The 17968-nt window shown below is 36.0% G+C and carries 18 protein-coding genes; 3 read left to right on the top strand and 15 right to left on the bottom strand.

All coding sequences use genetic code 11. From position 1 onward, the window contains the following. Window position 1 precedes the first annotated feature (1 nt). From ISP71_02555 to ISP71_02535, 5 genes are all read right to left on the bottom strand, one after another. On the bottom strand, window positions 2–265 hold the full coding sequence (locus ISP71_02555) for a T9SS type A sorting domain-containing protein (protein MBL6662962.1): 264 nt from the start codon (window positions 263–265) through the stop codon (window positions 2–4). Continuing rightward, complete coding sequence (locus ISP71_02550) at window positions 231–482, bottom strand: hypothetical protein (GenBank protein MBL6662961.1); 252 nt, start codon at window positions 480–482, stop codon at window positions 231–233. The genes ISP71_02555 and ISP71_02550 overlap by 35 nt, the downstream gene beginning before the upstream one ends. A 74-nt stretch (window positions 483–556) precedes the next feature. After that, window positions 557–3124, bottom strand: a complete 2568-nt coding sequence (locus ISP71_02545) for a gliding motility-associated C-terminal domain-containing protein (protein MBL6662960.1) — start codon at window positions 3122–3124, stop codon at window positions 557–559. Between the two features lie 113 nt (window positions 3125–3237). Then, window positions 3238–3966 (bottom strand): hypothetical protein, encoded by a 729-nt coding sequence (locus ISP71_02540; protein ID MBL6662959.1) that lies wholly within the window; start codon window positions 3964–3966, stop codon window positions 3238–3240. Then, window positions 3959–4567, bottom strand: coding sequence for a NifU family protein (locus tag ISP71_02535; GenBank protein ID MBL6662958.1), 609 nt, complete (start codon window positions 4565–4567; stop codon window positions 3959–3961). Before ISP71_02535 ends, ISP71_02540 begins: the two co-directional genes overlap by 8 nt. A 43-nt stretch (window positions 4568–4610) precedes the next feature. Between ISP71_02535 and ISP71_02530 the strand changes: the two genes are divergently transcribed. Then, window positions 4611–5126 (top strand): gamma carbonic anhydrase family protein, encoded by a 516-nt coding sequence (locus tag ISP71_02530; GenBank protein MBL6662957.1) that lies wholly within the window; start codon window positions 4611–4613, stop codon window positions 5124–5126. Here ISP71_02530 and ISP71_02525 read toward each other — a convergent pair. From ISP71_02525 to ISP71_02485, 9 genes are all read right to left on the bottom strand, one after another. Continuing rightward, window positions 5116–5916: a glutamate racemase gene (locus ISP71_02525; GenBank protein MBL6662956.1), complete on the bottom strand. Its 801-nt coding sequence runs from the start codon at window positions 5914–5916 to the stop codon at window positions 5116–5118. The genes ISP71_02530 and ISP71_02525 overlap by 11 nt on opposite strands. 66 nt (window positions 5917–5982) lie before the next feature. Further along, window positions 5983–6483, bottom strand: coding sequence for an OmpH family outer membrane protein (locus ISP71_02520; protein ID MBL6662955.1), 501 nt, complete (start codon window positions 6481–6483; stop codon window positions 5983–5985). 24 nt (window positions 6484–6507) lie between these two features. After that, on the bottom strand, window positions 6508–7017 hold the full coding sequence (locus tag ISP71_02515) for an OmpH family outer membrane protein (protein MBL6662954.1): 510 nt from the start codon (window positions 7015–7017) through the stop codon (window positions 6508–6510). Window positions 7018–7030: 13 nt separating this feature from the next. Next, on the bottom strand, window positions 7031–9529 hold the full coding sequence (gene bamA, locus ISP71_02510) for an outer membrane protein assembly factor BamA (GenBank protein MBL6662953.1): 2499 nt from the start codon (window positions 9527–9529) through the stop codon (window positions 7031–7033). Next, the gene (locus ISP71_02505; GenBank protein MBL6662952.1) at window positions 9501–10253 is read right to left on the bottom strand and encodes an isoprenyl transferase; all 753 of its coding nucleotides are present in this window, start codon (window positions 10251–10253) and stop codon (window positions 9501–9503) included. Before ISP71_02505 ends, bamA begins: the two co-directional genes overlap by 29 nt. A gap of 3 nt (window positions 10254–10256) precedes the next feature. Beyond that, window positions 10257–11171, bottom strand: coding sequence for a hypothetical protein (locus ISP71_02500; protein ID MBL6662951.1), 915 nt, complete (start codon window positions 11169–11171; stop codon window positions 10257–10259). Window positions 11172–11231: 60 nt separating this feature from the next. Further along, window positions 11232–12107, bottom strand: coding sequence for an NAD kinase (locus tag ISP71_02495; GenBank protein MBL6662950.1), 876 nt, complete (start codon window positions 12105–12107; stop codon window positions 11232–11234). Between the two features lie 2 nt (window positions 12108–12109). Further along, window positions 12110–13492 (bottom strand): hypothetical protein, encoded by a 1383-nt coding sequence (locus ISP71_02490; GenBank protein ID MBL6662949.1) that lies wholly within the window; start codon window positions 13490–13492, stop codon window positions 12110–12112. Then, the gene (locus ISP71_02485; protein MBL6662948.1) at window positions 13492–14217 is read right to left on the bottom strand and encodes a CBS domain-containing protein; all 726 of its coding nucleotides are present in this window, start codon (window positions 14215–14217) and stop codon (window positions 13492–13494) included. Before ISP71_02485 ends, ISP71_02490 begins: the two co-directional genes overlap by 1 nt. On the opposite strand from ISP71_02485, the gene ISP71_02480 reads away from it, so the two are divergent. Both ISP71_02480 and ISP71_02475 read left to right on the top strand, forming a co-directional pair. After that, window positions 14211–14927 (top strand): pyridoxine 5'-phosphate synthase, encoded by a 717-nt coding sequence (locus ISP71_02480; GenBank protein MBL6662947.1) that lies wholly within the window; start codon window positions 14211–14213, stop codon window positions 14925–14927. The two genes, ISP71_02485 and ISP71_02480, sit on opposite strands and share 7 nt — an antisense overlap. Next, window positions 14924–15685: an alpha/beta fold hydrolase gene (locus ISP71_02475; GenBank protein ID MBL6662946.1), complete on the top strand. Its 762-nt coding sequence runs from the start codon at window positions 14924–14926 to the stop codon at window positions 15683–15685. Before ISP71_02480 ends, ISP71_02475 begins: the two co-directional genes overlap by 4 nt. On the opposite strand, the gene ISP71_02470 is transcribed toward ISP71_02475, so the two are convergent. Continuing rightward, a complete protein-coding gene (locus ISP71_02470) occupies window positions 15686–17962 on the bottom strand; it encodes a T9SS type A sorting domain-containing protein (protein MBL6662945.1) in 2277 nt (758 codons plus the stop codon). Window positions 17963–17968: the final 6 nt, after the last annotated feature.

The raw sequence follows: 17968 nt of genomic DNA, 5'->3' as shown, positions 1-17968 counted from the left end.
ACTAGTGTACTTTAAGTAGTTTGGTACTTTGTCTCATTCCATTGCTAGTAATTTGTACCATATACATACCAGCAGACCAAGATGCTGTTTCAAGGACTTTGGCATTAGTGCCTATATGACTCCTTTGTTGTTCTTCCCAAACAATCTGTCCATTGATATCGCTTACTCTTAGCTGACTGACACCTGCTGTGGCTTGTTGCCACAGCACTACAGCGCGTTCATTGGTAGGATTAGGAAATACCGATAGTTTTTCTAGGCAATTCAATTTTAGTTAAATCCCATTTTTCTTCTTGATTAATTGATTTTACAATAACACTGCCACTACCAGAACTTCCTGTAAAGTAAACATTGTTTTCATCGATTATATCTATATCAAAAAAGAAAATTGGTTGTAGTAAATCAAAATCAGGTGTAATGTCTATCCACTGAGAATAGGATAGCAATCTTATGAGTAGAAAACTAATCAGAAAGTAAAATTTCATAGCCTAAATTGTATATCAGTATATCGTCTATTTAATAGACATCACTGTACAACGAAGATAATAAAAACTTAGAGTTAATTCATAAGATGTACTTCGCCCAATTTGATTTGGTTGGTTTTGGCACCATTGTATCGTGCTTTCCAAGAGTACACGCCTAGAGGGCATCTTTGCTTGTTGTAAGTACCGTCCCAGCCTACATTGATATCGTTGCTATAGAATATAACTTCGCCCCAACGGTTCATGACCCAAAATTCAAAACCATCGGTACAGCCCAATTGTGGTATGAAAGTTTCGTTGAGCTCATCGCCATCTGGCGTAAAAGCATTGGGCGTATAAAAAGGAATACTTGCTACTGGATTAATTTCTCTATGAAAGACGTTTTCACATCCGAATTCATTAACTAAATTTAGTTGAATGATGTAGTTGCCTACTTCCGAATAGGTGTAATAGTCAGAGGTATCTTCACTACTCACCACGCCATCGCCAAAGTTCCAGCTTAAAGAATCGTAGCCGGTAGAGAAGTTAATTAATTTGATGGTTTTGTCGCAGTTGTTAATTTCTTCTGGCTCCGTTATGAAGTTTGGACTTGGCAAGTCATGTACCGTGAGGTAGTCATTCAAACTTAGAGTTGCTACACAGCCCAATTCTGTTGTTACCTCCAAACTTACGCCATAACTTCCTGAGTTGGCTAAATCCACATTAGTAGATGAGGTATTAAAATTTTGGTTATCAATTTGCCAATTCCAAGCTACTATGGGGTCGCCTTCTTGAGGTATGCTTTCATCAATAAGGCTAAATTTAGCTGGAGGACATGCCGAGTCGTTAGGAGTACTAAATACTACTGTGGGCAAGAATTTGTTTTCTACCGATACCTCGTCAGTATAGTCGCAACCGGCTGGACTTGTTACACTAACGCTATATATTCCTTCATCGTTTACACTAATGGTTTGAGAGGTTTGCCCTGTGTTCCAGATGTATGCAATAGCATTGCTACCGGCATCTAAAGAAACACCACTTATGCCTTCACAAATAGCCAAATCGGGACCTAAAGAAAAGGTAAAATCATCAATACTTATACTTACACTAACGGTATCTCTACCGCCACAGCTTCCCTCTCCTGTTACGGTATAAATGGTATTTTGAGTAGGACTAGCAGTTGGGCTGTCTGAGGTATTATCGTCCAATGTAGCAGATGGACTCCATTCGTAATTAGTACCACCACTTACATTGAGCTGTATAGATGCTCCGGGACAGATAGTCGTATTTGGACTTACCGTAAAAGTAGCTTCACTAATAGCATCAGAATATATTTCGATATCGCCAAAAGACATTTTTTGCCCACCATTGCTGCCTGTTCCAGTATAGTCCACGTCTATGTAAATACTACTTAGTTGCACATAATTGGCATCACTAGGGTCGTTAGAGTTTCCTTCTACGGGTATGCCAGTAAGACCATAAACGTAATCTTGTCCTGCTAAATCATTATAACCACTGAATCGTAAGGCGTCTCCCGATGCCCAAATTATTTTTTCGCATTCTATTTCTCCATTTGGAAGTTGTCTATTTCCTAAAGCTACACCACCTGTGGTATTGTCAGCATCGTTAGGCGTATTGTAGTTACCGACAGCATATTTTACAGTGCGTGTCCACACGCCAGCAATTTTTTGGTATTCAAACAGTCGTGAGCTATGTGCACCAGGGGTAAACAAATCATTCCAGCCCCCAAAGGCTCCCCAGCCACCTTGTACTTTTTCACAAACATACATTTTGCCATCACTACTGAAAGTAATATCAGAAATAGGATATGAGGCTCCAACTATCCCACTCATAAAACTACCTGTATTGTCCTCCAAGGCAAAGCACAGACTTTCACTTCCTGTAAAATCTCCTGTAGCATCTAAGTCAACTGACCAAACCGAATTGTTGTCACCACTAGGGTCGGATAGTGAATTGTCTTCTGTCCATAATGAAAAGTAAACCTTTACGCCATCAGTATCGCCATAAACATTAATGCCCCATAACGCTTCTCCATGTCCACTAAATGTACCTAGCTCGGTACTATTGGCAGTAAAAGGGTCGAAGGTAGAGAGTAGATTGCCTTGCATATCAAAGCGATAAATGTTACCATCTTCAAAATTGGTAATGAACAACTGATTGTTCCATTTGTCATAGGCTATATTTCCTAAGCCATTACCTTGATTGGGGATTTCATTAGCACCATTTCCAGTAAAAATAAATGGTGTTACCATCCAAGTATTAGCATCCATTTTATAGACGCCACCATCTCCAGCAACACCTGCCGATGTACCTGTTGACCCACTCGATGATATGGCTTTGGTAGCACTGAAATAGACGTTTTTATCGGCATCTATGGCAATGCCAAAGACATCACCCATATTGGTTCCTTTCCAAGAATCATGTACTGCTGGGTCGGCTGGTGTATTGAAGTTTGTTGCCCAATTCTGACCGAGAGTGGCAGAGGCATTGTTTTCTGTTTCGTATATGCTAAAAGCATCCCATTCACCACTAAAACCTGTCCAATGCGTAATGATGCCCATTCCATTGGTCAGTGGTTGAGCCATAGAAATAACAGAAAAAAACATAACACACACTAAAGTGAGGAGTGAATTAAGGTTAAGCATGTTAAATTATTTTGAACTAAAGGTTGAGCATAAAATTACAAAAAATATAAATTAATATCAAACGCTCTTTCTATACTTTCAAAAATCTTACATCTTCAAAAGTGAATATACTATTATTTTTGAGGAAAGAAATAGCGTAAGTCGAGGGTTAAATAATTGCCCGAAATATCCATGTATTTGACATTATTTCCGCCCGGAGCTTGGGTGTTGAAAGAATTGCTGCCATCATCAAATTCAGGATAACTTCTTGCGGTGTTTTTCCAAGGTCTGTGTAAGCTAAAGCCCAAATAAAAGATGCCCTTTTCAAGGGTTCTGTATTCCATTCCTAAATTGGCAATCAAAGCCGATTGAGTGCGTTTTCTTCTAGACGTACTTTGAAAGAAATAAGGATTTTCTTCGCCAAAGCTTATGACATCTGAAGCAAAAATATTAAAGGAATTGCCAAAGGCAGCATTTAAATAATACTTTTCAGAAACTTTGACGTAGGACAAAATCTGAACAGGTAATTCATAGGAACGTAAGGTGAAATTGCTCAAGTCTTGCAACCCTATTTCACTATTGTCAATGCCTAATTGATACCTTCTATTGACGAGGTTCAAGCCTGTTTCGGTTGAAAAAGTAGAGCTCAACTGGTACCTTACTATCATTCCTAAGGATTGCCCAAAGCGTGGCGATAGCTCAAAATTGTAGTTCTCCCATTGTGCAGATTCATCACCAGCATCAAAATAAGCTGCTGCAATAATGGGCTTAAACTGTAAGCCAAAATGAAAGTTTTCGGTCTTGCTTTGTCCCAATAATAGAAATGGAATTAACACCAATGATATGACTATGGATTTAGTCATTATCAGCAATAACTTCCACAATTTCTTCGGGCATTTCCCTTTTTAACAAACCTTCAATGCCTGACTTTAATGTCATACTAGAAGATGGACAACCGCTACATGCTCCTTGTAAAGATACGGTTACGATACCTTTTTCAAATTTTTTGAGCGAGATAAAGCCACCGTCTTGCTCTACGGCTGGTCTTACGTATTCATCTAATAAATCAGCAATCTTCTTTTCTATGTCACTAAACTCTCTTTTGAGTTCTTCTTTATGAGTAACGGTCTTGCTTTTTTTGGGTGAAGCATCTTCGTTAATAACACTTCCTCCATCGACTAGATAATCCCTTATGAATTCACGCATTTCCAAAATAATATCACTCCATTCTATACCATTGTCTTTTTTAGTGATAGAAATGAAATTATTACTGATGAAGACACTCTCCACAAAAGGGAAGCCAAACAATTCTAAAGCCAAAGGGGAGGCCGAAGCCTCAGCTCTGTTATTGAATTCGTATATGTTTTGATCAACTAACATACGGTTAGCCGTAAACTTCATTACCCTTGGGTTGGGCGTTGCTTCACTGTATAATGATGTAGGTATTTTGGTCATAATTAAGATTTTCGCAAAGTTACGCCATTCTTTTATCTTTGGAAATAAAATTATGGCTCTAATCAAAACAGTAAATGGTAAAAGTCCCGTAATGGGAGAGGGTTGCTATCTAGCAGAAAATGCTACCCTTGTTGGCGATGTTGTAATGGGTGAATCTTGTAGCATTTGGTTTAACGCTGTGGTTCGAGGTGATGTGCATTATATAAAAATGGGCAACAAGGTTAATGTTCAAGACGGGGCGGTTATTCATTGTACTTATCAAAAACACCCCACCGAAATTGGCCATAATGTGTCTATAGGTCATAATGCTTTGGTTCATGGCTGTACCATTTATAATAATGTTTTGATAGGTATGGGTGCTATTGTTATGGACGGTGTGGTGGTTGAAAGCAATTCTATTATTGCTGCTGGAGCTGTTGTGTTAGAAGGAACGCTGGTTGAAAGTGGTAGTATTTACGCTGGTGTACCTGCCAAAAAGGTAAAAAGTCTGAGTCAAGAACAAACGGCTCGACTAATTGAAGGTATTGCCAACAATTATGTAATGTACTCCTCTTGGTTTAGTGAATAGAGCTAACCTCTTCCAAATGAATATCTTCTCCAAAAAAGAATTTTGCAGACTTCTCGAAAGAAAGGGTATAATCAGAAACATAGAATTTATGCTTTTGACTTTGATGAGCAAGTAATTGTTTGTCGCTAAGAACGTCTTTAATGTGTAAAGCAACATGACTCGCCGAGTCTATAATTTCTATTTCTTTAGGGTAAAAGTCCCTGATTACTTCGTAAATAAGTGGGTAATGTGTACAAGCCAAAATTAACTTGTCAATTCCCTCAAGAGCTGGGTCTTTGAGGTAATTATGAACGATAGCTTGGCTAATTTTGTCGTTAAAAAAACCTTCTTCTATCATAGCGGCTAACAGGGGGGTAGCCAATGATTTTACGATGATTTTACGATTTATAGATTTTATTTTTTGAGGATATACATCTGAATTGATAGTTCCCTTAGTTCCGATTACACCTATAGTATTTGTATCCTTACTAGTAGTAATACGATTGACTATGGGGTCTATGACATTTACAATTTCAATATCTGGACATTCATTTTTTATGGTATCGTAGGCCACTGAAGATGCCGTATTACAGGCAATAACAATCATTTTACAATTCTTTTGCTTGAGAAAAAGAGCGATATTTTTTGAGAACTCTTGAATGGCATGTGCTGATTTTTCACCATAAGGCAAGTGCTTGGTATCTCCAAAATAAAGCAAACTTTCATGGGGTAAAAGTGAGCGAATAGCCTTAGCTACCGTTAGCCCTCCTATACCTGAGTCAAAAATACCTATGGGATTATCCTTATTCACTTAACTAAAATAGCATAAAAAAAGCAGTTTGTTACAAACTGCTTTTTTAAAATGATATATCGATTGTTATAGTCCTAATTTAGACTTGACTAAGTTTAGTACATTTTCACTTTCTGCGGCATACAAGAAACTTCCAGCTCCTGAATCGAATATAAAGGTGTATTTGCCTTCTTTAGCAACTTTGTCTATGGCTGCCATAGCTTTCTCTCGTATTGGAGTAAACAATTCAGCTTCTTTTTCACCTAAAGATTGTTGAGCGTTTTTCTGAAACTCAATAACACGCTGCTGTATTCCTTCAATCTCTCTAATTTTATCTTCTTTGATAATGTCAGAGTATGAGGTTTCATTTTGTTGATATTCCACTACTTTTTTTTCGTATTCTGCTTGCATGGCAGTTAACTGAGATTCTAAACCTTTAGCATAGGTTTGTAATTCCTCTTGCATAGACTGACTCTCAGGCATCATAGCCAAAAGCTCGTTAGAATTGAGGTATCCAAATTTACTTTGTGCTTGTGTCGATAACATTACGGCTAAGGACAAAACTAGGGTCAATAATACTTTTTTCATTGTTTTAGTGTTTAAATTAATAAATTATTTGTAGCCTAACATATTTAAAATATCATCACTTTTATCTAGGCTAGGGTTGCTAAAAAGCATGATCAAATTACTTGATTTGTCAAAGATAATGTCATATCTTTTTTCGTTAGAGAAATCCTGTATGGCGTTATATACCTTATCTTGTATGGGCTGTATTAGCTCTTTTCGTTTGGTATATAAATCCCCTTCTGGACCAAATCTTTTTCTCTGTAATTCTTTAGCGTCTTTTTCTTTATTGATGATTTCACTTTCTCTTTTGTTTTTCATCTCTTGAGTAAGCAAGACTTTATCTGCTTGGTATTTTTTATAAAGCTGATCAATCTGCTGGTATAGCTCTTCTATTTCCTCTTGCCAATTTAGTGACAGTTTATCCAATTGCTCTTGTGCAGAACCGTATTCGGGCATACGTTCAAGGATATAATCCGAATCAACATAGGCAAACTTTTGAGCATTGACACCTATAGATGTCAAACATATTAGTGATATGAGAATTAACTTTTTCATCGGTGCTAAAGTATTAAAATTGTTGATTAATTGAAAAATGGAATTGACTTCCACTTGATGTTGGGCTACCCGGAATTTCATCAAAGCCATATCCCCAGTCCACACCCATAATTCCCATCATAGGAATCGTCATTCGTATTCCTACTCCTGCAGAACGTTTGATGTCAAATGGATTAAATTTATTAGTCATATTCCAAGTATTACCAGCTTCTAAGAATGCTAGAGCAAAAATAGGAGACTGTGGATTTAATGATAACGCATATCTTAGCTCTAAAGTATATTTGTTGTAAATGGTTGCTCCATTACTTGGCGATAATGAATTATTCTCATAACCTCTTAAGGCAATGACTTCTCTACCATCTACAGCATAACCGCTCAGTCCGTCACCACCAACGTAGAATCGTTCGAATTGTGTCAGCTCTTTATCGTCACTGTATTTTCCAATTAGACCGTATTCTAAGTTTGTTTTTAGTACTAACTTATCTGCAAGGCTATTGAACCAATTCGCCCCAAAGTTCCATTTGTGGTATTCTACCCATGTGTTTAAGTCTTCAATCTCTGACTCTGAATAGTCATCAATACCATCTAGCACAGAATATGGAGGTGTTAGCTGAACGGATAGCTTCATGTTTGAACCTTTTCTTGGGAAAGTAGGTTGATCAACTGAATTTCTTCCCAATACAAAAGAGTAAGACATGTTATAGAATGTGCCATCATTAAAGTTGCCAAAGCTATATTTATCAACCAAGTATTTTTTCAAACTGATATTCTGATAAAGTGTGAAAAAGTCGTCTGGCCATTTCAAGCGTTTTCCTAACCCAAAGGACGCGCCAGTTACTTTAAAAACACCTCTATTTTCATCATCTCTATCTAACCCGTTTGACGTAATCGAATGGTAAGCACCAATAGTCAAAGAATTTGGTTTTTTACCACCTAACCATGGCTCAGTGAATGAGATGTTGTAGGATTGGAATTGTACTCCATTTGATGTAGCTGACAGGCTAAGACGTTGTCCATCACCAGACGGTAATGGTGACCATGCGCCTTTTTTAAACATATTCTTGGCAGAGAAGTTGTTGAAGGATACCCTAAATGTTCCTATTATTCTATCTGCGCCGTACCCACCTTGTAATTCCACTTGGTCGGAGGACTTTTCTTCAACGATATAATTTAAATCTACCGTTCCTTCTTCTTGATTGGGTTCAACATCTATGTTCAGTTTTTCAGGATCAAAATAGTTGAGGGTAGCAATTTCTCTTTGTGAACGCATGATGTCTGAACGACTAAATAAATCGCCCGGTTTGGTGCGTATCTCACGCATAATAACGTGGTCGTTGGTTTTAGAATTACCACTTACTGACACTCTATTGATTCTGGCTTGAAGTCCTTCATAGATTCTAACCTCAATGTCTATTGTATCGTTTCGAATTTCAGTTTCTATGGGTGTTACCTGCGAAAATAAATAACCATTGTCTAGGTAAATGGAGTGAACATCTCTACTATCTGGGCTGCCTAAAACTCGAGTTTCTAGAACGCTTTGGTCGAAAATGTCACCTTTGTTGATGCCTACTAATGCAGCTAGTTCGTTATTCGAATATTTAGTGTTCCCTACAAAGGTAATGTCTCCAAAATAGTATGTTTTACCTTCGTTTATCTTTAAGTCAATATCAAGTAGTTCTTCCTCTTTGTTGTATATTATAGTGTCGCTAATAACTTTAGCATCTCGGAGTCCTTTTTCGTTGTATTTAGCAATGATTTTTTCTTTGTCGTCTTTATAGGCTTCATCTAGAAATTTCGATGCTTTGAAAATCCTGAAGAATTTCTTTTCCTTGGTGTCTTTCATCAAACGTTTAAGGCGTTTGTCGGAAAAGACTTCATTACCTTCAAAGTCAATTGTTCCGATTTTTACTTTTTTACCCTTTTCGATATTCAAAACCAGTATGACGTGATTTTTGGTAATGGTATCCACCACTTGGCTTACAGTAGTATTCACATTCAAAAATCCTTTTTCCTTAAAGTGACTAGCAATGATATTTTTGGTGTTGATAATGACATTTTCAGTAATGATTTTACCTCTTGCTAGTTTAATTTTGTCACGTATAGCATCTATCTCAGAGCGTTTTATGCCCTCAAATTTAAACTTGGATAATCGAGGTCTTTCCTCTAGGTATAGGGTAAAGAAAATGGAATTTCCTTGAATTGACTTGACTCGTATTTGAACATCTGAGAATAGACCTTGTTGCCATAATATGCGACTAGCCTTAGTGAGCTTATCGCCGGGAACCATAATTCTTGAACCAACTTCAAGAGTAGATAGTTGAATGAGTGTTTTATGGTCTAGAAATTTTGTGCCTTCTACATCAATGCCGCCTATGCTAAACTCTTTAGGATTGGAGTAGTCAAAATTTGTGCTAGACAGACTCACTTGAGCTATTGTAAAATGACTTATAAATAGACAAACTATAGATATGAGTATACTATTCTTAAGCATTTTCTTTTTCAATTTGTTCACTAGTTTTACCAAACCTTCTTTCTCTTTTTTGGTAGTTTGTAATTGCCTCGAAAAGATGTTCTCTTCTAAAGTCAGGCCATAATATTTCGGTGAAATATAATTCCGAATAAGCTATTTGCCACAATAAAAAATTACTAATTCGTTGTTCGCCACTTGTTCGTATTAACAACTCTGGGTCAGGAATATTGTGTGTGAATAGATGATTTTGTATGGTGTCTTCATTAATATCTTCACTTTTCAGTTCTCCTTCTTGTACTTTTTTAACGATACTTTTTACAGCCTGAGCAAGCTCTTTCTTTGAACTGTAGCTTAGTGCTAATACCAAAGTCATACGAGAATTATTAGCCGTTTTTTCTATTGTTGAATTGAGATTTTGAAGACATTTATCGGGTAAATCTTCTAAATTACCAATGGCTTGTAGTCTTATGTTATTATCCATTAGCGTTTTGGTCTCATCAAGAATGGTATTGACTAACAATTCCATAAGCGCATCAATTTCATTTTTGGGTCTATTCCAATTTTCTGAGGAAAAAGCGTAAAGCGTAAGGTATTTTAAGCCCAACTCTGCAGCACCTTCAACGGTATCTCTTACAGCCTTGACTCCTACTTTGTGCCCAAAAATTCTAATTTTAGACTGCTTCTTAGCCCATCTGCCATTACCATCCATGATAATAGCGACGTGTTGGGGTAAAGTGTCTTTGTTGATGTCAGTATGTTGAATCATCGATTAGTATTGACAGACTTTAGGTTTAGTGTAAATCTTGTATGAAAGTGTCAGTCCAGCGAAGTAATACCAATCGTTCCATAAGTTTTCATTAGCTCTGATTCTATTGGTATTGCCAGTCCATGTGGTAATATCTGCCCCTGGGTTACTAGCGATATAATTTTGAAGTGCGATACTTCTATCAGAAAGATTAGCAGCGTCTTCATTTTCCATAAAAAGATATTGTGGACTAGCATAAATTCCTCCGACATCATCGATGTAGTCGGTAAAGGTTTTACGTAAACCGTATTCAATGGCCATACTAAACCTATCACCTAAACTTGCTTTGAAACCCATACCAACAGGTATAGCGAATTGAATAAGCTGATAGGGGTCTTTCTCAGGATACTGACTAGAATACTGACCTTCTGTACCTAGCGGTTGTAGGTCTATCCATTCATTGTTGGTTTGATTTCCATCGTTGTCAAACGGTGTGTTTGTGTCAAACTTCCTAGCCTGAGGATTGAAGTTGAACATAGAAATTCCTGTAAAAATATAAGGAGTAAAAGGATATCTTAAATTGCCTGTTTCATAAGGAAAAAAGTTAAACTCTATAATGCCTGAAAGTTCATATATAGAAGATTTGAAATGTAAATTCCTGTTGAATTTAGCAGTATCCACATCATTGAGTTTGTCACTTCCTCTGAGCTCTCCTACTGATATACCTCCTCTTATTGCAAATCTTCTGTTTAGATTTGTTTTGTATTGTAAAGCTGTTGCTGGTCTTGCTAATCGAAGATGTTGATCGTTTAAATCTCCAATGTAATAAGAAGTGCCTAGCATTACACCTAATTCAGAATAAGGATCTATTCCTTGTGAAAAAGCACTGTACGAAGAGAAAGTTAATACAGAAAAAATAAAAATGATTAGTCTTTTCATCTAAATAATACGGTTATTAATACCTAACGCACAAATATAGGTATTTATGGTTTAATAGTGTTAATTTCTTTTGTCCTTACCCCACATTAGTTTTTCTCTAATGGTTGAAATAAAACTTTGCTTATCAAATTGTATTAATTTTACCTTATAATCAGCTTTTCGAATGCATAACTCCAATTCTGGACCTATAGCTCTAGAACGGCTATCTAGTGCTACCAAAGCAAGTTCATCACGTTCAGAAACTTTTAAGGTAATTTTTGATTCGTCAGAAACTATAATAGGACGTACATTTAAATTGTGTGGAGCAATAGGAGTAATAATAAAATTATTTGTGCCTGGAAGTACAATAGGACCGCCACAACTTAGAGAATAGCCTGTTGAACCAGTAGGACTAGAAATAATTAGCCCATCTGCCCAGTAGGTATTAATAAATTCATCGTCTAGATAGGCATGAACACGAATCATAGACGAGGTGTCTTTTTTCAGTACAGTAACTTCATTAAGTGCAAAGTTGGTATCACCAAATAAATTATTCTCACTTTCTAATTGCAATAAGGTTCTTTGCTTGATGTTATATTCACCTTTTAGCAAGTGATTGATAGCGTATTCTATTTGATCGGTAGAAACACTTGAGATAAATCCGAGTGTTCCTGTGTTAATTCCTAAAATTGGAATGTCAGAATCTCTAACAAAGGTAATTGCTCCAAGTAAAGTGCCATCACCACCAATACTTAATAAAATATCGGCTTTTTCTTTTAATTCTTGTGGTGTTTCGAAAGTTTCAAACTCTTTTTTGAAGTCAATATCTACTAGATTATCATAAAATTGATTTTCTATGATTAATTTAACATTTTCTTGTTCTAGCTTATTGACTAAATGCTGAACATATTTTGCTTTAGCGGAATTAAATTGTGTGCCAAAAAGTGCAATTCTCATTATTAAAATGGATTTGAAAAATGGATATAAAAATCCCATTCATTGAGATGGTTTCTACTGTATTCTAGTCGCAAGAGTTTGTCATAATATGTTACAAAATCAAGACTGATACCTTGACTAAACAAGAAGGTATTGTTTAAGGCGTTTTGCTCTGCGTATTGATTGTCAATGACTACTCCCATATCAGCAAATATACTGAAGTAAAAAGAATAATAGCTTTTTTTGAATTGTTCCATTTTCAAATATGGAACATCTAATTTTTGCTTAGGTACTAGTTCGTACTTAATAGCTGTTTTAGCCATAGCATAATGTTCTCCATCAATTACATAATATTCGTAGCCTCTGAGGTAATCTTCAAAACCTAATGATTCGTTTAAAATGTAAGGAAGTGTCGTATTAGTTTGCGCTTTTGCTTTAATGCTATTGCCTATGAACCATCTTGGCTTTAGTACAAAATGATTTTCTGTTTTAGCGATAATTTTAAAGTTATTGAAGTCGGTGTTTCGACCTCTATGAGCAGAAATTAATACTTCATTAAAAGAACCTTTTGTTGGATATGAACTAGAATTTCTTTTTTCGTTTTCATACTGATACTCTAGTGTAGAAAATTCAAATTCATGTTTATCATTTCCTAAAAAATTAGGGTTTAATGTTTGAATATCTTCGGGAATTTCAAACCATGAATGTTTTATGCTCAGTCTGTGGGTTAGGTTTAAATCCTTTTTATATTGGAGTGTAAAGGCACTATTCCAATTTAAAAAATGTTGGTCGTCATAGCTCTCATACAACAAGGTATTATCTATTGTTTTATAGTGAAATTGCTTCATTCTAAACAATTCTACATTGAGTATTGTTCCTAGTGTTTTGCTTTTGTTGATGTAAGGAATATCGTATTCAAATAAATAATGTTCTTTATAGCCTTTTCTAAATTTTAGTTTTAAGAGTTCATTGCGCCCTCTGAAATTGTACCAATTGAGAAAAACACCATAATTAAGTCTAGAAAAATCAGTGTAATTGGAGTTTTTTAAGCTATCCCAAAAAACGTTAAAATTACGTTCAGAAATTTCTAAAATCGGATAAGGCCAAACATACCAACGTTCTACAACTTCAATGGTTACATCAATCTCATTTTGATTGTAAGAGGGGACAATGTCCACAAAGTTGAAGAGCCATTGACTGCCAATGTTTAACTCACTTTGTTTGAGTTTTTCGTTAAATTCTTTAAGTGTCAAGGAATCACCGATTTGGAAGGACAATTCTCTCAAGACCGTTGCTCTTTTGGTTACCTTATTACCTTCTATTTCAATAGAGTTTACTCTAAACACCTCTTGAGAATAAGAGGTAAAAGCAATAATTACTATTAAAAATGTTAGGATTAGTCGCATTAGGGGTTGAGGTACCTCATTAATAAATCGTATCTATCGCCAAGATTATCTTCACTCTCTGACTGATTATAGCTTGCAGCTACAGTATATTTGTACCGTTCGAAAGTCTGAATGACTGGAGCGATGTCTATAATGTTAAGTTTTAGTGTAATTTTAATAACATCTCTATCGTCAACGTCGGTAATATAAGCACTCAATATACGCGCTCCGTTACTTTCTACAATTTGAGCAATTTCACTCATAGAGTATTCTTTTTTCATCATTTCTAAGATGATAACACCACCACTTTCTTGAATAGCTACAATTGATGCCAAAGAGCTTATAATGGATTCATAAGTTATACAGCCAATGTATTTTCCACTAGCTAACATAGGTAGCAAACTCAGCTTATGTTCGTCCATATAGTTAATGACTTCAAAAACATCTTTACCCAAAGGCATAAAAATTTGTTGTATCTTATCCTTTATACTATCTAATTTATTGTTTTCATCGTGCATTCCCCAGATGTCTTCCTCCGAGATTACGCCTAGAAGTTCATTATTGGATAAGATAGCTATATGAGAAAGATGATATTCTTGCATAATAGCTAACGCTTCAGCTCCAGAATATTCTAGGGTGATGGTTTGTATTTCCTTAGATATGAGTTTTCTTGTAATCATAACACTTGGCAAACATAGTATTTTTACCTTTGTCCCCGTATTTATAATCTCATCTATTAATGACAAAGTTAAGTGTAAACATTAATAAAATTGCAACAATTCGTAATGCACGTGGGGGCAATATGCCTAATGTTTTAGAAGCTGCTATTAATTGCGAACGCTTTGGCGCTGACGGTATTACGGTACACCCTCGTCCTGACGAAAGACATATTACTTATAATGATGTACGTCAAATAGCCCCAATTGTTACGACAGAATTCAACATTGAAGGTTATCCTTCAAAGTCTTTCATTGATTTGGTGCTGTCTGTAAAACCACATCAAGTGACCTTAGTTCCCGACGCACCCGATGCCATAACTTCTAATGCTGGCTGGGATACGCTTACTCATCAGTCTTTTTTGAAATCCATTATATCAGATTTTAAAGGTGCTGGAATTCGTACATCTTTATTTGTTGAAGCTGAACCTAAGTATATAGAGGGAGCTAAGGCAATTCAAACTGACAGAATAGAACTTTATACAGAAAGCTATGCTCAACATTTTGCCATAAACAAAGTAAAAGCAGTTAAGCCATTTGTAGAGTCGGCTATTTTAGCAAAAGAACTAGGATTGGGCATAAATGCTGGACACGATTTGAATTTAGAAAACCTCAATTACTTTGCTCTTTCTGTTCCTTGTTTAGACGAAGTATCTATAGGTCATGCTCTAATTTCAGATGCATTATATTTGGGTTTGGAAAAGACTATAGAGAGTTATAAAAATTGTTTGAGAAAGTGAAGCTGTTTTCTAGAGTTTTAGGGGAGGGACAACCATTACTTATTATTCATGGACTATTCGGTATGTCCGATAATTGGCAATCTTTAGCTAAACTGTTTGCTGATTATTTTGAGGTACACCTCATTGACCAACGTAATCATGGACGTTCTCCTCACGCAGATGAATTTTCTTATTTGCACTTATCTAATGACTTACATCAATACATTATAGATAATCAATTGAATGATGTCATTATCATAGGTCATTCATTAGGCGGTAAAACGGCTATGCAATTTGCAGTAAGTTATCCTGAATTTTTATCCAAGTTAATCATAGTTGATATCTCACCACGTTTTTATCCCATACATCACGATAAAATTATTGAAGGTCTAAAAATGCTCGACTTTTCAATTCTAAAATCTCGCTCTCAGGCTGATGCCGTTTTATCTGAGTACATTGAAGAGGGCGATGTCCGTCAATTCTTATTGAAAAGTATGTATTGGAAAGAAAAAGGGCAATTAGACTTTAGATTTAACCTAAAATCCATTTCACAAAATATTTCTAATGTTGGAGAGGCTTTGGATAATGAAGCAATCTGCTCCATACCTACCTTATTTATTAAAGGGGGAAATTCCAATTACATAAACGATGATGATGAAGACCTAATCTTCAAGCATTTTACAGATGCCGAAATACAAACAGTAGATGAGGTAGGGCATTGGCTTCACGCCGAAAAACCTCAAGAATTTTTTGAAATGACTGTTCGCTTTTGCCTCTAGTTATTGTACAACGAATTTTATACGCTTATTAGCAAATTCTATAAAGTATAAACCTGCTTTCAGACTCTTCTTTATTTCTATTTTGTTCAATCCATTGGTCATAGTTACATAATCTGTAACGATAGTCTTGCCTTGAATATCGATAATCTGATACTCCATATTTACAGATTCTTGACCAAATAGCTGTAATGTAAACCTACCATTATTTGGATTAGGGTAAACTTGTATCTTTTGTGTTTTTAACTCATCAATTGAGGTAGAAGTACAAACAAATTCACAAGCGACCAATGAAGAATAAGTACCACTTCCGTCCATAGGGTCTATACAAGCTTCACCAACGCAGTTATAAGAAGGCTCCACTTGATTTTCCAATTCGTTCATTCGTTGATGAAATTCTTGATAAAACTGATTGGCAATATTTGCATCGTGAATAATCATAGTATTTTCATCGTTGTTAGTTTCTGCTGCACCAGACCAATTGTGAGAACCAGTAATAACTAGTGGGTCGGAGTCTGTATTGGCATGATCTACGATACAGTACTTGTGGTGAAAGCTATCCCCAAAGCCTTGATGGGACATCACATTGATACCTAAATCTAATAGGTCATCGTACTCTGAGCCTTGAGTATTTACTTGCTCAATTATTCCATTAACTTCGACACCATCATCGTATCTTTCGACAATTGTATTGGCCAATTGATTGTTTGTAAATACTAATAAAGCAAAGTCAATTTCTTCATCGGCAGTTTTAAGAGCGTTTGAAATATTTAGGGTTGTATTATCGGAAGGCGAGAAATAGACCTCAAACTGATTGCCGTTGACAATAAATTGGTGAGGCGTATTGTTTGATTTATCACTTCCAAATTTAGCGTTAGTTTCGTCTGGCTCATCACCATCGCTACCCCACATTTCATTAAATTCTAACTCGTACGTTCTTGCTACAGATTGATCTTGAACCATTATGATATGATTTGGGTCGTTAAAAATCTGTTCGGAAGTCCAATTAGTTGAACCGCTTAACACCCAAGTGCTATCGGCAACATCAGCATCAATAACAATAAATTTGTTGTGCATAATTCCCATAACTTCAGGTCTTTCTAAAACAGGGATATTATCATTCAAACTTCCTAATGCCATTGTAGCAGTAGATTCACAGGTGATGTATCTTATCCTAACGCCTCTTTCATAGGCATCGTTAATGGCTGAGGTAATCATAGCATCAGAATGATTATATATAGCTATGTCTAGTGTGTGCATAGCTTTATCAATGTATGCTTTGATAGAGTCATTAGTATATACCCCTGAGGTTTGAGCATTTTCTATGGTTGCTACATTTGTATCAACAGAATTGTTGAAGCATAGTCGGATTTTTCCTGATGAAGTCGATTGGGTAGCAAAGGCATATAGTGCTGAATAGGCATTTTCTTCTTCCGTATTAGAAAAGGCTTGAACATAATATATTGTTCCAGCTTCTAAGTTTTCTAAACTAATAGTGTGTTCAAGAGAAGTTAGGTTGTCAGGGTCGTTTATTTCACCCAATTCCAATTCGGGAGTTAATCCATAAGACACATTAGAGTAACTTTCTAAGTTAGTGCTCCAATTGACATCAAAACTTGATGTTGTAATGTTGCTTTGGGTGACTGCAGAACTAAAGCAAATTTCGCCAGTATATTCAAAGTCATTTTCATCTCTTATGAGTAATTGATAGCCATCAAATCCTGTAAACGAATATTGTGAAGAAATAGCAGTCATTTTAACTGGACAAGATGGGATTAGCGTATTTTCTAAACTACTTCCTGCCTTGATATAAATTATACCGCTTTGCCCATCTGAAGAAAAATTATGAGTACCCACACTAAAAACTTGTCCTGCATTTTCAAACACAACATTTTCGATACTAACAAGTTCGGATTCTGTATCCTCACCGATTTGATTTGGGGTTATGAGTTGAGGGTTAATGCTATATCCACTTCCGTGATTTGTTAAGTCATTAACGGGCTGAACTTCAAGTAATCCGTTATAATCTACAAGTACACCCGTAACTGTAATGCTATCGCCTCTATTGACTCCTCCCATTACTTCAGGGTCATAAATAGCTAAAGCTGCAGTAGCATCTTCTATATATCGGATAGGGCTACCCAATTCATCACCATTGGTTACAATACCACTTATAGTGACAGTTGCCCCTTCACCTTGAGTTCGAGCAGTTGCTATATCTTGAGAGTATAGGTTAAGTTGTAATCCAATACATCCAATTAAAAAGAATATTTTTTTCATAATGTT

Source organism: Flavobacteriales bacterium, from assembly GCA_016779995.1.
Classification (GTDB): Bacteria; Bacteroidota; Bacteroidia; order Flavobacteriales; family UBA7312; genus UBA8444.
The sequence above is the reverse complement of the archived record's forward strand: the minus strand, read 5'-3'. Positions and strand labels throughout refer to the sequence as shown.

Coding starts and splice junctions, on each gene's coding strand:
- ISP71_02530 (MBL6662957.1), top strand. CDS start 4,611: ATGGCTCTAATCAAAACAGTAAATGGTAAAAGTCCCGTAATGGGAGAG.
- ISP71_02490 (MBL6662949.1), bottom strand. CDS start 13,492: ATGCGACTAATCCTAACATTTTTAATAGTAATTATTGCTTTTACCTCT.
- ISP71_02550 (MBL6662961.1), bottom strand. CDS start 482: ATGAAATTTTACTTTCTGATTAGTTTTCTACTCATAAGATTGCTATCC.
- ISP71_02480 (MBL6662947.1), top strand. CDS start 14,211: ATGACAAAGTTAAGTGTAAACATTAATAAAATTGCAACAATTCGTAAT.
- ISP71_02520 (MBL6662955.1), bottom strand. CDS start 6,483: ATGAAAAAAGTATTATTGACCCTAGTTTTGTCCTTAGCCGTAATGTTA.
- ISP71_02470 (MBL6662945.1), bottom strand. CDS start 17,962: ATGAAAAAAATATTCTTTTTAATTGGATGTATTGGATTACAACTTAAC.
- ISP71_02545 (MBL6662960.1), bottom strand. CDS start 3,124: ATGCTTAACCTTAATTCACTCCTCACTTTAGTGTGTGTTATGTTTTTT.
- ISP71_02495 (MBL6662950.1), bottom strand. CDS start 12,107: ATGAGAATTGCACTTTTTGGCACACAATTTAATTCCGCTAAAGCAAAA.
- ISP71_02515 (MBL6662954.1), bottom strand. CDS start 7,017: ATGAAAAAGTTAATTCTCATATCACTAATATGTTTGACATCTATAGGT.
- ISP71_02540 (MBL6662959.1), bottom strand. CDS start 3,966: ATGACTAAATCCATAGTCATATCATTGGTGTTAATTCCATTTCTATTA.
- ISP71_02505 (MBL6662952.1), bottom strand. CDS start 10,253: ATGATTCAACATACTGACATCAACAAAGACACTTTACCCCAACACGTC.
- ISP71_02500 (MBL6662951.1), bottom strand. CDS start 11,171: ATGAAAAGACTAATCATTTTTATTTTTTCTGTATTAACTTTCTCTTCG.